The sequence below is a fragment of the Marisediminitalea oceani genome (assembly GCF_003731635.1).
GTDB classification, from domain to species: domain Bacteria; phylum Pseudomonadota; class Gammaproteobacteria; order Enterobacterales; family Alteromonadaceae; genus Alteromonas; species Alteromonas oceani.
This window is the reverse complement of the sequence record NZ_RCUA01000038.1, coordinates 38,652-53,677: the sequence shown is the minus strand read 5'-3', so window position 1 is coordinate 53,677 and position 15,026 is coordinate 38,652. Positions and strand designations below refer to the sequence as shown.

Genomic DNA, 15,026 nt, shown 5'->3' with positions numbered 1-15,026 from the left:
TGCTTTACTCCAGGCCAACTACGCCGGGCAGTCCGCTGATATCCTGAATTTCAGTGTAGCCATAGAATGGGTTGGCCGGTTCATGACCGCGGTTAACCCAAACCTTGTTCTTAATACCAATGTCATGCGCCGACATCAGATCGTAGCGGAAACTTGAAGACACATGCAGAATGTCCTCAGGGTTACAACCCAGGTTATCCAGCATGTACTCAAACGCTTGCAGACGCGGCTTGTAGGCCTGAGCTTGCTCGGCGGTATAAACATGAGCAAACGGCGCTTCCAGATTAGCCACGTTTGAGTGAATTTGTTCATTCATAGCGTTAGACAGTATGACTAACGGAATTTCCGCTGCCACTTTTTTCAGTGGTTCTACAACGTCCGGATGCGGGCCCCAGGTCGGTACTGCGTTATAGATAGCAATACTGTCTTCGTCACGGTATTCAATGCCCCATTTTTTACATAAACGGGTAACCGCATTGCGGATAACTTCCTGATAAGGCTTCCACGCGCCCAGCACTTCATCGAGCCGATAGGCCGAGAAGTCTTTCACAAAATGTGGCATTTGCGCCTCAGTAATGCGATCGGCAAACAGTTTTTGCGCCATAGGCGCCATCTCAAAATAAATCAGGGTGCCGTAGCAGTCGAAGCTAATATACTTGGGCTTAAATACACTCATTGTTCTTTCCAGCAGTTGTTGTTCGTTTCAGTACTTGTTTTTGCTTTACAGCGACGTACTTGTTTCAAATCTATTACACCATGCGCCGGCACTCATTAAATGCCAAATTAAATCCGCAGTTTGCAATGTGAATTCTGTTTTAAGGTGTCAATCAGCAGACTATGCTGCATCCTGAACTACAACGATAATGATTACAAAGCCGACCATTTCAGCCAGCTTTATAGCCTTTCCCGCCCCATTCACGCTGCAATGCGCGCCTGGAGGGGAATGACAGTACAATCAAACTTTAAAAGCTTATCGCTGCAATTTATCTTCGCCCAAACGGCACAGCAGATTTTGCTGAGAACAGCAGAAAAACAATATTTCACCGCTTTTCTTTACCGGCTATCGACAGTTTTTACACCGCAATGCCCGTTAACATGACTGATATAACCAATACACCTTTTCATGTTTCAGGTGTATTCCTTGTTATCAAGTATAAAAGAGTGACCGACGTTGCCTTGCAGCCTTCTACTCTGCAATACAATAAAAATGGAAATTAATCATGCAAACGCCTGCTTTGACAGATCTGGACAGTAAATATCTCGTCCATCCAGTATCCAATTTTCGCGATCATCAGGAAAAAGGCGTGAAGATACTGACATCCGGTGATGGGGCCTGGTTAACCGCCGCTGATGGCAATACCTATCTGGATGCTTTTGCCGGTTTGTGGTGTGTAAATATCGGCTATGGCCAGCAACGAGTAGTTGATGCGGCTATCACACAGATGACCACCCTGCCCTACGCTACCGGCTATTTCGGTTTTGGCAGTGAGCCTGCCATTGTATTGGCAGAAAAGCTGGTATCAATGACGCCTTCATCGTTGCAGCACGTCTACTTCTCGTTGGGCGGTTCTGATGCGGTGGATGCGGCCATTCGCTACATCACCCATTATTTTAATGCCATCGGCAAACCCACTAAGAAACATATTATATCACTGCAGCGCGGCTACCACGGCTCATCGTCTACCGGCGCCGGTATAACCGGATTGCCAGCGTTTCATGCTAACTTCGACGTCCCTACGCCACAGCAACATAAAATCAGCTGCCCTTATTTATACCGCAGCGAATTCACTACCGGCGAAGAGCTTATTGCCGCCTCGGTTAAGGAACTGGAAGACAAGGTTGCAGAGATTGGCGCCGATAATGTGGCTGCGTTCTTCTGCGAACCGGTGGTGGGTTCTGGTGGCGTTATTGTGCCTCCGAAGGGCTGGCTTAAAGCCATCGCCGATACCTGTAAAAGGTTAGGTATTCTGTTTCTGGTGGATGAAGTAATTACCGGCTTTGGCCGTACCGGCAAAATGTTTGCCTGCGAGCATGAAGGCGTTGAGCCTGATTTAATGACCATTGCCAAAGGTCTGACCTCCGGTTATGCCCCTATGGGCGCCGTGCTAATGTCAGACGAAATATTTAATGGTATTGCAGATGGCCCTAACAAAGCGGCGGTGGTGGGTCATGGACAAACCTATTCTGCCCATCCGGTAAGTGCCGCAGTAGCACTGGAAGTCATTAAAATTTATGAAGAAAGCATGCTGGCTCATGCACAGTCTGTAGCGCCTTATTTTGAAGCTAAATTAAACGCCTGCATGGCTCATCCTTTAGTTGGCGACGCGCGCAGCATTGGCTTATTAGGCGCAGTCGAACTGGTTGCCGATAAGGCCACCAAACGCCAGTTTGACCCGGCTCTGAAGTTAAACGAGACCATTGCTGACATCGCCTGGAAACATAAACTTATTTTCCGTGCGTTTGGCGACAATATCCTCGGCTTTGCGCCGGCACTGTGCTTCACCGAATCAGACTTCGACGCGTTGTTTGAACGCTTACAGCTCACCCTCGATGAAGTACTGGAACTCGACATTGTAAAACAGGAGATGAAAGGCTAATGACCACTTGTAACATCGCCGTGATTGCCGGAGACGGTATTGGTAAAGAAGTCATGCCGGAAGGTCTGAAGGTTGTTCAGGCAGCGGCTGAAAAGTTTGGTTTAAGCCTCAACTTCCATAATTTTGACTGGGGCGGTTGCGACTACTACCTCGAACATAACCGCATGATGCCGGAAAATTGGAAAGACATTGTGGGCGATATGGACGCCATTTACTTTGGTGCCGTTGGCTGGCCGGATACCGTGCCCGACCATATCTCACTGTGGGGGTCTATTCTGACCTTTCGTCGCGAGTTTGATCAGTACATCAACATGCGCCCGGTCCGAACTTTTGAAGGCGTTAAATGCGCTCTTTCAACACCCAAGGCCGACGAAATCGACTTTATCGTGGTACGGGAAAACACCGAAGGTGAATATTCCTCTATCGGTGGCATCATGTATGAAGGCACCGATCGCGAAGTGGTATTACAACAATCGGTCTTCAGCCGTCATGGTACCAACCGCGTATTAAAATACGCCTTCGAAACCGCCATGCGCCGTGCAGCGAAAAACTTAACAGTGGCCACAAAAAGCAACGGCATGGCTATCAGCATGCCCTGGTGGGACTCGCGTGCCGAGGCAGTAGCACAAGATTATCCTGAAATCAGCTGGACCAAGCAGCACATCGATATCCTCTCAGCCCGGTTTGTAATGAACCCTGAGCGCTTTGATGTGGTAGTGGCATCCAACCTGTTTGGCGATATTTTGTCGGACTTAGGGCCTGCGTGTACCGGCACTATCGGTTTGGCGCCTTCTGCCAACCTCAACCCGGAGCGTAAATTTCCTTCTTTATTTGAACCCGTCCATGGCTCTGCGCCGGATATCTATGGCAAAAATATCGCTAACCCTATCGGCATGATTTGGTCCGGCGCCTTAATGCTTAGCTTCCTGACCCAGGATAGTGGCGCCGGTGCCAGTGCGCACGATGCTATCGTTACCGCCATTGAGAAGACCCTGAAAGGCGCTACGCTAACCCCGGACTTAGGCGGTGAGGCAAGCACTCAGACCATGGGCGACGCAATCCTGGCGAATCTGTAATGAGTAAAACGAAACAATTTGATCTGGCCTCGCTACTTAGCGAGCCGCTACTACTGAACACCAAAAACTACATTAATGGCAAGTGGCAGAAAGCTGTTTCGCAGCAAACCTACGAAGTCATTAACCCGGCATCGGGTGCCAGTATTGCAGGTGTAGCTAACAGTGATGCCATAGACGCAGCCAATGCCGCTCGTTCAGCGAAAAAGGCTTTTGCCAGTTGGCAACTCACGACCCATCGTGAACGGGCTAACTTACTGGAAAAATGGCATCAGCTGATTATCGAGCATACCGATGATCTCGCATGCATTATGACTTCTGAACAGGGTAAACCCCTTGCTGAAGCTAAAGCCGAAGTAGGCTACGGTGCGTCCTATGTAAAATGGTTTGCCCAGCTCGCCATGCAACTGCGCGGCGATATCCTGCCCAATAGCGTACCTGGTCGCCTGCAAACGGTAGAAAAACGACCGGTTGGCGTGGTTGCTGTCATCACGCCATGGAATTTCCCATTTGCCATGCTGGCTCGCAAGATTGCACCGGCACTGGCCGCAGGCTGTACCGTAGTGGTAAAGCCCGCCGAAGATACGCCCTTAACCGCGCTGGCTATGGCAAAACTGGCTGAAATGGCCGGTTTTCCTGACGGCGTGATCAACGTGGTTGCCGCTTCACGAGAACAAACCGCTATTGCGGTGGATGCCTGGCTCAAGGATGTACATGTTAAAAAGCTAAGCTTTACCGGCTCAACTCAGGTTGGGCGGTATCTGGCAGAACGCGCTGCCAGCTCGCTGAAAAAGCTGTCGCTGGAGCTTGGCGGTAATGCGCCCTTTATCGTCTTTGAAGACAGCGATATCGACGCAGCCATTACCGGCCTGATGGCTGCAAAACTGCGTAACGGCGGTCAAACCTGTGTTTGTCCTAATCGTATTTACGTAGCTAATGCTATCTACGACGAATTTGCCAGTCGCCTGGTGGATAAGGTGGCGGCGCTGAAAGTGGCAGACCCATTCGATGATGACACCCAGATTGGCCCAATGATTAATCAAAAAGCCATCGATAAAATCAGTGGTCATGTAAAAGATGCCGAAGCCCAGGGCGGGATTATTCTGTGCGGCAACATTGAGCCCCGGGAAGGGTTATTCTTTGAACCCGTAGTGATTGCTGAAGCACATAACAAGATGGCGCTGTTCAGTGAAGAAACCTTCGGGCCCGTATTACCGCTGTTTCGCTTTAGCAGCGAAGAAGAAGCTATTGAAGAAGCCAACAATACCGAGTATGGCCTGGCAGCCTATTTCTATACCCAGGACCATCGCCGTATCCATCGCGTTAAGGCACAGCTTCAGGCTGGCGTCATTGGTGTAAATGAAGGCGCAGTGGCCAGTGAAGTAGCGCCGTTTGGCGGGGTTAAGGCCTCAGGGTATGGCCGTGAGGGCTCACATTACGGACTGGATGACTTTCTGCAAATCACTTACGTGTGCGAAGGCAACCTCTATTAAGTTGCCTTCGCTGCTATTTCACAAAACAGCCATACAAAACACATACACAAAAACGGCCAGTCACTACTGGCCGTTTCTTTATCAGAAAAGGTTAGTGCGCGATGCCAAAATTACTGGTTAATATTGCTGTTATCACAATCACCAGAGTGCCGATAAACGCCTCGCCAACGATAGACTTTTTAACTTTGCAACGGTCCTCGCTGACCGTCAGGTTAGCCACCAGATACCACTTATGATACGCAGCAAAACCTAACATCACTGCGACCAGCACTAATTTACAGCCCATCACGAGCAAATAGTCAGTATTGACCTCTCCACGAACGTTTAGCAGCAGTAACGCAAACAAAGCCGCACCGCTGACTAACAATAACCCGACCCACAGGGCAGCCTGATTACCATAAGCGTGAAGCTGCCTCCGCAGCAACTCAACATCCTCGAGCCGGCACAGGCGAATAAGCGGATATAAACTGCCAAGCCACCATGCAGCCATTAACACATGTAGTGCCACCAGCAATTTGGCAAGCCAGCTTGCTTCAGCTGTGTGCCCGCTGAAGGTAAATGACGCCGCAAACAATGCACTGGTCAAAAGCCAGCTACATACCCACGCTAAAGATGTATTCGAGCCGGTATAAAACTTATTTCCCCACGCCGTACACAGCATTGCCATGAGGATAGCCAGCAGTCGGAATTGTGTTTGAGTGCCGATGCTGGATTGCCAGCTTATTTGCAGCATCAGGCTATCAGTCATACCGCTGAACCCATCGTCCAGTAACATACCAGCTGAGAGCGGCACTACCGCTGAAGCTCCCAAAAGACTGATGAATAAACTCACCCACTGCGCACGCAGAACAGGCTTATGCCAGTCAGTGTGCACGGTAAGATCATTGCTACGGCCATGGCGCAAAAACAGGCGCATGGCATTCATGCCGATAAAACTGACAACGCCAAGGTAGTAAGCTACCTTGGCGATGGAGAGTAACGAGAGCCAGGCCATCAGACTGGCCCGAAGGACAAGTTAATGCCCGGCATGATGATTGTGACCGGCTTCTACCGTAAAGGTAAAGAAGTCTTCCATTTTATGGCCGTCATTACCCATCACGGTCCACTCAACGTCATAATCACCCGCAGGTAATTCAGGTAGCTTCCAGCTCATCGTCTTCGCCGCTTTAACCACCGGCTTAAAACCAAATTTAACCGGTTTTCCGTTATCATCAGACAATTTTAACTTAATGAACTTCACGTCACCTGAAAACGTTAGCGTGAGCATCTCAGGCGAGGCTGAAACCGTGCTCTCCTGAGCGGGTACAGTGCTGGCTAAATGCACGTGCGCACTCACGCTCGCACTCAGCAATGCAGTCGCCATTAATGCTGATTTAACCCAGTTTGAAAATGTTGTCATAAGTTTTGTCCCAGTTAGAAGTATTTAACCAGCGGATTTTTGCTGTTGTGTTTAAATTTAGAAAAGGCTTTCGTTGGCCAATACAGGGCAACGGCCAGAATCACAGCGACCAACCAGATTTGCCATACATAATCAAAGGCAAATAAGTCGCCGTAGTTAGGACCTACCGCCGCCAGAACTATGCGGTAGCTGACCAGCAACACAAATAAATGCACGATGTAATAGAACATCGGCGCCGAACCAAAAGTTTCTATCGCTTTGGTAAAACGGTTATTCACATTTTCCAGGCCAGCCAGTACCAGGAATGCCGCGCCTAGGGTAAAGAGTACATAGTCCAGTGATGGCGGGTACTTAGTATAGTTTATAAAGGACATTACCGTATGAATGGCATCCTGCTGTACTTCCCAGGGAAGCACTTCACCATAAATATTAAAACCACGTAATATCAATAACAAGGCCCAGAAACCAAGGCCCAGCTTGACCAACGTCGACTGACGCTTAGCCCCTTCAACTGCGCGGGAGTAAAGTGGTCCCATGCAGTAACCCAGTAAAATCACACCAATCCAGGGTAGCACCGGATACGACGCTTTAATACGGAAGCTTTCTGATTCAAAAATAATCCCGCGATCATGCAAAATAGCCCAGATAGTGTAACCAGCTTCATCAGGGTTAAAGCTGATTGGGCTTAGTAAGTTATGCGCACAAACAATCAATAACCCCAGTGCCAGAATGGCTTTATAGGGCAGTTTACACAGCGCTGATAAGGCAATCATGCTGATACCAATTGCCCACATCACCTGTAACCATAAGGTGTCGTAGTTACCCATCCACAGCCAGTTAATGATGGCGATCTCTACAAAGACGATAAACAACCCGCGTTTAAATAAAAACGGCGTTGCCGATCGTGGCGCTTTATTGTGCGGATGAGAATATAGCCAGGCAGAAAGACCAGTGAGAAACACAAACACAGGCGCACAAAAATGTGCAGTGGTGCGGGTAAAAAATAATTCCGGACTGGTAGTATCCAGATCCATCGGGTCACTTACATTCTGATGAAAGAAGAATCGTTCCCGAACGTGATCCACCAACATAAACAGCATCACTAATCCACGCAGGATATCGATGGATGCGACCCTTTTCTTAATCACCTCTGTGGGTGTTTGTGCTACTTCACTCATTTTTCCACCTTGCTTCAAGCAGTTGGGCTGGTGTCGTCCAGCCCGATATTATTGTTTTATATTAAGGTTTTATTCTGGCGCGTGAGGCAAAACAAATGACAACGTCGCCAGTAACTCATACTTATCAATAATTTTAGGACGGTCAGTGGGTGCATCAAATGTTGCAACCACAACGTTCAGCCCCTGGTTACGGATAGGTAAAGTGATTTTTCCGTTTTTGTCCGATACCACAGGCTCTGCGTCCGGATCGTTCACGAAATCGTTTTTAACCAGTGCTCCTGCTACTGGCTTGCCTTTATGCAGAACCTGATAAGTTTGCATTTCGCCCAGCATCAGCGGGAAGCTGTCGCCAACCGGCACAATTTGCAGTACCTGATCGTCGAGCGCTGGCACTTTACGCAGCGGTCCACGTAAATGCACGGCATACTTGATGGTTTCTTCACTTAAAATGGCATCAGGCAGTTCATCACGGCCTTTACCAATCCAGTGACCTTCACCGGTGTTAGACCAGATACCGTTATTTAACACCGCTGACACAGCAACCGGGTAGTCGTCGCTGGTGACCAGCAGTAACGGGCCACTTGGGGTTAATTCTACATCCACACTATCCCAGTCTTCATCAAAACCATTTACCGCACCAAACTTTGGTAAACGGGCAACAGTATCAAGATCGTCTGCGCCGACACCATACACAACGGCCAGTTGCTTGGCACGCTCAGCGAAGTAAATACCGTGGGCGGTAGCTTGTGCACTGATCAGTGCAGTAAGCGCGAGTACACCTAATTTCTTCAACATTGTTGTTTCCTCAAGTTAGTTTTTTGTTTTAAGCGAATGATAAAAACCGGCTACGGTTACTGTGACAGTAACCGGTTGTTCCGACATGTTTTGCCAGTACCAGCCGTGCGTGCCCTTAAATGGCGCTTTGAAGATGCCGTTATCACCGGCGATTGCTTTTGCTTTTTTATAACTTTCAAATTCATCGCTATTGAGCTTTTCACCATGCATATCCATATACAGTGGCGCACCATCGGTTTGCCAGGTAAAGCTCACTCCGTTTCCTTCGTCCATTAACGCTTTGACTTCAATACCTTCATATTCCGGGATCTCAATAGTCAGCGTTTTGGTTGCATACTCGCCCTCGCTGTTAGCCAGAATAAAATCGGCACCAGAGCTAATTTGCATTTCTTCACCTGCCACAGCAGTTTTCATACTGGTTAACCCAAGCAGGCTGCCAATGCCGGTAAAGTCTTTATTATATTCAGCAGGCAATACCACAGTTACCGATAAAACCACTGCCAGTAATGAGGCGATGCCCAGCCCTTTAATTACTTGTTGATTCGATACATCGACGTGTTGTTGGGTAGTCATACTGTGCCCCACATATATCCGGAAAGTTGAAAGATAGTCAGCGTTACGCCCGCCGTTACCAATGCCATATTTGAAGCAAAGGCATAACGGGTAAAGTGTTGGCTTTTACGAAGCAGAATAATCAGCATTAACATGCCAAACAGCGCAATCATCTGCCCCATTTCTACACCCACATTAAATGAGATGATGTTGCCCACCAGACCATCTTCGGATAGCGTAAAATCCTGTAATTTCGTTGCCAGACCAAAGCCATGAAACAAGCCAAAGACTAACACCGCCCCTTTGGTGTTGATGTCAAACCCAAAGAAACGCGGAAAAAAGCCGATGTTATCCAGTGCCTTGTACGCCACAGATAAGCCAATGATGGCGTCGATAATGTACGCATTGATATGAATACCGGACAACACACCAAACAACAGGGTAATACTGTGACCTAAGGCAAATAAGGTAACGTAAATCCCCACATCTTTGAGTCGGTACAGGAAGAAGATCACCCCAAACAGGAACAATAAATGGTCATAACCGGTGACCATGTGCTTCGCCCCTAAATAGATGTAAGGGATAATCTGTAACCCTGTGCTCGACTCCAGAAATGCACGGTCGCCATCAGCCACGCCATGCGCGGCGGCAAACGGCACTACCAGCAGGAGTGTAAACGTTAACAGAGCTTGATTAATCCAACGCATAAGTCTGACCTACAGCTTATACTTGGCAACAATTTTAGATATGCCGTCTTCAAGGGTCAGCATTGCCAGTACCTTATCACCAGGATTAAAGGTTAAGTCGCCTACGTACTTATTGCCTTCAGCGGCGGGAACTTCGACCATCTCTTTACGGTTTTCACCTTTAATCTTAACCTTTAACGCTAATGCAGACGCATCCAGAGGCTCTCCATCATAAAATACCCAGATGCTGACCTTGCCTGCTTCTTGTTTCATTTCGAAGGTGTATTCACCGACTACTTTTACTTCGCCGCCATACTGAGGGTGGTCATTTCCATGAGCTAACACCTGCGGTGCCATCAATGGTGTGGTTAGCAATGAAGCTAGCAATAATAAATAATGTGGTTTACGCATAGGACTCTCCTGTTACAAAAATAATACTTAAAGGTGGTGAGCAGAAACGACTCTTTGCGCTTGAATAACTGACACAAAGCACCGAATTTTTTCTCCTAAAAAACATTAAACGCTGCGTTAATATTTACTTTGGGATCGCTCAAAAATCATAAAACCTATCGCCGGTCGGTTTTTAAAGCGCTCCAATCGGCCATGCGCTTTAACACTAATTAACGTTCTAAAATGAGTTCGATATAATGATGCAGGCTGTCCATGGACAGCAGATTAGCAGTAAGCACTGCCAGTGCGACCAGACCAATTGTGGCCGGAATAGTCATATTGAATGTTGCAGGTTCAATCAGAAAGCGAACCCGCTGGGACACAAAGTCCTGACCAAAGGATACTGCCAGGGGCATTTGCCACTGGCGCTCTGATTTACCAAAAGCGACCAGCGCGGAAGCCACATTCAGCGCACCGGTTTCACGTCCTGCCCGACTATCAGCTTGTAATTCAGATGCAAGATCAAAGGCATTGCGCAGTGTCCGGCGTAGCGAGGTCGGATAATAAGCACTGGCCAGACTAAACAGCCATTTTTGTAGTGGGTCACGCTGGCGCTGATGCGCTGCCTCATGAGCAAGAATACATTGCAGCTGAGCATCATCGAAACGCTCCAACAGGCCCTGAGATAAATACACCTGCGGCCTTAACATACCAGCAGTAAAAGCCAGCGGCATGGCAGTTTGTAAACAAACAAACTCATAGCCACTGTGGCGCTTAACGCTGCCGTCGGCCATCATTAAGGCGCTTTGCAAACTCGCCCGGTGCGCCCGCACCAGCCAAACATGACGCGCCAGGATCCATACTGTTGCCACTGACCAAACGCCTAGCAAACCGCCATGCCAGGTCAGCCATTCAAATTCGAACAGGTGATGCCAGTGAATGAACATTTCGAGCGGTGCCCACATCACGTCGGTGAAGGCATTTAAAATAAAAGCAATACTGCAAAACAGGCCAATAATGATCGGCAGCATTACCCAAGCTGTCAGCAGGGTTTTCTGCAGGGCTGCTGGCACATTGGGAATACGGCGAAGTACAGCGCGACTCACCGGCCATTGCAGCAGTAATGTGAACCATGCGCTCACCACTGCCAGGCTAAGCACATTCAGGAAGATTGCTGTAGTAAACATTTCAGCGCTCCTTATTCTGACGCAACCGTTCACGTTGCGCCTGAATCATTGATTCCAGAGCATCAAGCTCCTGCTCTTCAAATTGTCCTGAATATGATTGGAATGCATTAATAAATACATTTTCATCCATTGCGGTAAAGTCACGTGTTGCATTGTCGATAAGCGTCGCAATCAGACTTTCGCGCTCTACCCGCGGTGTATAAAAATACGCGTGTCCCTGTTTATGGCGGTCGAGTAGTTTCTTTTTATATAACCGCTCTAACGTTGTCTGGATGGTATTGAGGTTACCGCCTTTATTGCGGGTGAGTGCCGCAAATACCGTTTTGACATCGGCAGGCGACCGTTGCCATAAATAATTCAGTACTTGTTTCTCTAAGTCACCTAATACCATCAGACGTTTCCTTAGTGTCTAATCTTAGTCTTGCATAACCGCGCAACATTGAATTTCTTTTTTGCTATCTGTTTTAAGCATAAAATGCTGTAGGCAATCGAACCGCACCATTAACTACTGAGCGGCCCGGCCGCGCGTTTCGCTTGACCAATCATTCGCTCTGCGCCTGAGAGCCCGGGTTATCTGGCTTGTCACGGTGTAAAATACGATATAAACCAGGGATAACAAACAGCGTAAGCAGTGTTGAGGAGATTATGCCGCCAATCACAACTGTCGCTAACGGACGCTGAACTTCTGAACCAATACCGGTATTCAATGCCATGGGAATGAACCCCAGTGAAGCGACCAGGGCGGTGGTCAGTACCGGTCGCAAACGCGTCAGTGCACCTTCAAATATCGCTTGTTCCAGCGTATGCCCATTACGGCGCAATTCACGAATAAACGACACCATTACCAAACCATTTAAAATGGCGATCCCTGACAGGGCAATAAAGCCAACGGCTGCCGATATCGAGAAAGGAATATCCCGCAGCATCAGGGCAGCAACCCCACCGGTTAAAGCCAGTGGTACACCGGTAAAAATGATCATGGCATCTTTTACCGAGCTCAAAGCCAGAATAAGTAAGCCGATAATCAACAACAGAGTTACCGGCACCACGACGCTTAAACGAGCAGAGGCCGATTGCAGTTTCTGATACGTACCGCCGTACTCCACCCAGTAACCCGCCGGCACATCAACTTTACTGTTGATAGCTTGCTGAATATCAGCAACAAAACTGCCCAGATCCCGTCCTCTTACGTTTGCGGTTACCACCATACGGCGTTTACCGTTTTCACGGTTAATCTGGTTGGCGCCGGAAACCAGCTCCAAATCCGCCAGTTCTTGTAATGGCATCACATGGCCATCGGGTAAATTCACTGGCAAATAAGCCAGCGCTTCAATATCAGCACGACGAGTCTCATCGAGTCTAACAACGATGTCAGAACGAATATCCCCTTGATAGAATTTTCCGGCGATCGTGCCCCCCATCGCCGTAGCCAGCTGATTTTGCAACTGTGCTTTACTGAGCCCAAACTGCACCAATTTCGCGGTTTTAGGCACAATATTGAGCATCGGCAGACCCGTCGTTTGTTCCACCTGTACATCGGCGATTCCTGCTACGCCAGCGATTGCGCTTTCAATCTCGCTTCCCATTCCGGTCAGCACATCGAAGTCATCACCAAAGACCTTAATGGCAAGTTCGGCACGTACGCCAGCTAACAACTCGTTGAAACGCATTTGGATAGGTTGCAGGAACTCGTAACGGTTGCCCGGAATCGGCGCAACAATGGCTGCCAGTTCATTGACAACCTGTTCTTTGGGCTTGTCAGGATCCGGCCACTGCTCACGAGGCTTTAAAATAATAAAGTTATCAGCAACGCTCGGCGGCACCGCATCAGTGGCAACATCGGCGGTGCCGATTTTGGCAAATACCCGCTCAACTTCCGGCATTTCGCTGATTTTTTCTTCAAGAATTTTTTGCAGGGCCACGGCCTGACTCAGTGACGTACCGGGGATCCTGAGCGCATGCATGGCAATGTCCCCCTCATCAAGATTCGGCGCAAATTCACTGCCCAGTTGGGTGGCCTGATAACCAAATACCATCACCAGCGCAGTAGCCATCGCGACGACCAGCCAGCGCGCTTTCAGCACGAACCGCAACGCAGGACGATAAAGATACTCTGCACCTTTAATAATCGGGCTGTGCTTTTCTTTTACCGGCTTGTTAAACAATAACGCGATTGTGGCCGGCACAAAGGTTACCGACAGCACCATGGCACTCAGCAGAGCAATCACCACGGTCATGGCCATCGGGTGGAACATCTTGCCTTCGACACCTTCCAGCGCAAAAATAGGTAAGTACACAGCCGTTATAATAAATACGCCGAATAACGCCGGGCGAATGACTTCTCGGGTGGCATCAAATACCACTGCCATACGCTCTTTTACCGGTAAGATCTGATTGCCCTGCTGACTCAGGCGACGCAAACAGTTTTCCACGATAATAATGGCGCCATCTACCAACAAACCAAAGTCCAGCGCCCCTAAGCTCATCAGATTAGCACTCACCCGAGTTTGCACCATCCCGGTAATGGTCATCAGCATGGCAAACGGAATAACCAATGCCGTTAAAAACGCTGCGCGGAAATTTCCCAACAACAAAAACAGCACCACAACAACCAGTAACGCGCCTTCGGCCAGGTTGGTTTCAACCGTTTGCAGGGTCTTGTCAACCAGCTTAGTACGGTCATACACCGCTGTTGCGACAATTCCTTCAGGTAAAGAACGGTTTATCTCTTTCAGTTTTTGCGCCACGGCGTGGGCGACAGTGCGGCTGTTTTCACCTATCAGCATAAATACCGTACTCATGACCACTTCACGGCCATTTTGGGTTGTCGCGCCGGTACGCAGACCCTTGCCGTTTTGAATTTCAGCCACATCCTTAATGTACACCGCCGAACCATTCACCTCGGTAAGCGGGATCTTGCCCAGTTCGTCAATACTGTCGGCTTGTCCCGGCACCCGCAGTAACCACTGTGCGCCGTTTTGTTCGATAAACCCGGCGCCACGGTTTTGGTTGTTTGCCGCAATGGCATCCACCACATCCGCCTGTGTTAATTGATAAGCAAGCAGCTTTGCGGGTTTAAACGCAATCAGCACTTCACGTTCGTAGCCGCCGATCGGATTAACCTCGACCACACCCGGCACGCGCATCAGTTGCGGGCGAATCGTCCAGTCATGTACCGTGCGCAGATCCATTGGCGATACCGGCGTGCCATCAGCGTTAGTCGCCCCCGGCTCGGCATCTACCGTAAACATAAAGATCTCGCCCAGCCCGGTCGCAATAGGCCCCAACTCAGGCTCAAGTCCAACAGGCAACTCAGAGCGCGCGGCAGACAAGCGTTCATTAACCAGCTGCCTGGCAAAATACACGTCAGTGTCATCACTAAAAATCGCCACCACTTGCGACAGGCCATAGCGGGAAACCGAACGTGTATAGGTCAGGCCGGGCAATCCGGCCAGTGCAGTTTCCAACGGAAAGGTCACGCGCTGTTCGACTTCCAGCGGGGTATAACCAGCCGCCTCAGTATTGATCATCACCTGCACGTTGGTAATATCCGGCACAGCATCAATGGGTAATTTGGTAAAATTCCATACGCCAAGTCCAGCCACCATCAACACCAGTGCCAACACCAGCAGTTTGCGTTTTATCGAAAAGCGTAATATCGATTCCAGCATGCTTC

General features: G+C 49.0%; 14 protein-coding genes. 3 read left to right on the top strand and 11 right to left on the bottom strand.

The genetic code is table 11. From position 1 onward, the window contains the following. Nucleotides 1-4: 4 nt before the first annotated feature. Nucleotides 5-676: a haloacid dehalogenase type II gene (locus D9T21_RS12570; protein ID WP_123325341.1), complete on the bottom strand. Its 672-nt coding sequence runs from the start codon at nt 674-676 to the stop codon at nt 5-7. 544 nt (nt 677-1,220) lie between these two features. On the opposite strand from D9T21_RS12570, the gene D9T21_RS12565 reads away from it, so the two are divergent. Genes D9T21_RS12565 through D9T21_RS12555 form a run of 3 tightly spaced genes read left to right on the top strand, consistent with a single transcriptional unit; the run spans nt 1,221 to nt 5,163 of the window. Next, nucleotides 1,221-2,597, top strand: coding sequence for an aminotransferase class III-fold pyridoxal phosphate-dependent enzyme (locus tag D9T21_RS12565; RefSeq protein ID WP_123325340.1), 1,377 nt, complete (start codon nt 1,221-1,223; stop codon nt 2,595-2,597). Further along, nucleotides 2,597-3,673 (top strand): tartrate dehydrogenase, encoded by a 1,077-nt coding sequence (locus D9T21_RS12560; protein ID WP_123325339.1) that lies wholly within the window; start codon nt 2,597-2,599, stop codon nt 3,671-3,673. Before D9T21_RS12565 ends, D9T21_RS12560 begins: the two co-directional genes overlap by 1 nt. Next, a complete protein-coding gene (locus D9T21_RS12555; RefSeq protein WP_123325338.1) occupies nt 3,673-5,163 on the top strand; it encodes an NAD-dependent succinate-semialdehyde dehydrogenase in 1,491 nt (496 codons plus the stop codon). Before D9T21_RS12560 ends, D9T21_RS12555 begins: the two co-directional genes overlap by 1 nt. Before the next feature lie 91 nt (nt 5,164-5,254). Here D9T21_RS12555 and D9T21_RS12550 read toward each other — a convergent pair whose 3' ends face one another. From D9T21_RS12550 to D9T21_RS12505, 10 genes are all read right to left on the bottom strand, one after another. Beyond that, the gene (locus D9T21_RS12550; protein WP_123325337.1) at nt 5,255-6,157 is read right to left on the bottom strand and encodes a copper resistance D family protein; all 903 of its coding nucleotides are present in this window, start codon (nt 6,155-6,157) and stop codon (nt 5,255-5,257) included. A 21-nt stretch (nt 6,158-6,178) separates the two neighbouring features. Continuing rightward, nucleotides 6,179-6,562, bottom strand: coding sequence for a copper resistance CopC family protein (locus tag D9T21_RS12545; RefSeq protein ID WP_105933668.1), 384 nt, complete (start codon nt 6,560-6,562; stop codon nt 6,179-6,181). A 14-nt stretch (nt 6,563-6,576) separates the two neighbouring features. Beyond that, a complete protein-coding gene (locus D9T21_RS12540; protein WP_105933669.1) occupies nt 6,577-7,740 on the bottom strand; it encodes an acetyltransferase domain-containing protein in 1,164 nt (387 codons plus the stop codon). A 69-nt stretch (nt 7,741-7,809) separates the two neighbouring features. Beyond that, nucleotides 7,810-8,535 carry a DUF4198 domain-containing protein gene (locus D9T21_RS12535; protein WP_105933670.1) on the bottom strand — a complete coding sequence of 242 codons (726 nt, stop codon included), beginning with the start codon at nt 8,533-8,535 and terminating at the stop codon, nt 7,810-7,812. A gap of 15 nt (nt 8,536-8,550) precedes the next feature. Next, entirely contained in the window at nt 8,551-9,108 is a 558-nt protein-coding gene (locus tag D9T21_RS12530) for a hypothetical protein (protein WP_105933671.1), read from the bottom strand. Further along, nucleotides 9,105-9,794: a HupE/UreJ family protein gene (locus D9T21_RS12525; protein ID WP_123325336.1), complete on the bottom strand. Its 690-nt coding sequence runs from the start codon at nt 9,792-9,794 to the stop codon at nt 9,105-9,107. The genes D9T21_RS12530 and D9T21_RS12525 overlap by 4 nt, the downstream gene beginning before the upstream one ends. Before the next feature lie 9 nt (nt 9,795-9,803). Then, nucleotides 9,804-10,184 (bottom strand): hypothetical protein, encoded by a 381-nt coding sequence (locus tag D9T21_RS12520; RefSeq protein ID WP_123325335.1) that lies wholly within the window; start codon nt 10,182-10,184, stop codon nt 9,804-9,806. A gap of 209 nt (nt 10,185-10,393) precedes the next feature. Next, complete coding sequence (locus D9T21_RS12515; protein ID WP_123325334.1) at nt 10,394-11,350, bottom strand: M56 family metallopeptidase; 957 nt, start codon at nt 11,348-11,350, stop codon at nt 10,394-10,396. A gap of 1 nt (nt 11,351) precedes the next feature. Continuing rightward, a complete protein-coding gene (locus tag D9T21_RS12510; RefSeq protein WP_105933675.1) occupies nt 11,352-11,741 on the bottom strand; it encodes a BlaI/MecI/CopY family transcriptional regulator in 390 nt (129 codons plus the stop codon). A gap of 151 nt (nt 11,742-11,892) precedes the next feature. Further along, nucleotides 11,893-15,021, bottom strand: a complete 3,129-nt coding sequence (locus D9T21_RS12505; protein WP_123325333.1) for an efflux RND transporter permease subunit — start codon at nt 15,019-15,021, stop codon at nt 11,893-11,895. Between the last annotated feature and the right edge of the window lie 5 nt (nt 15,022-15,026).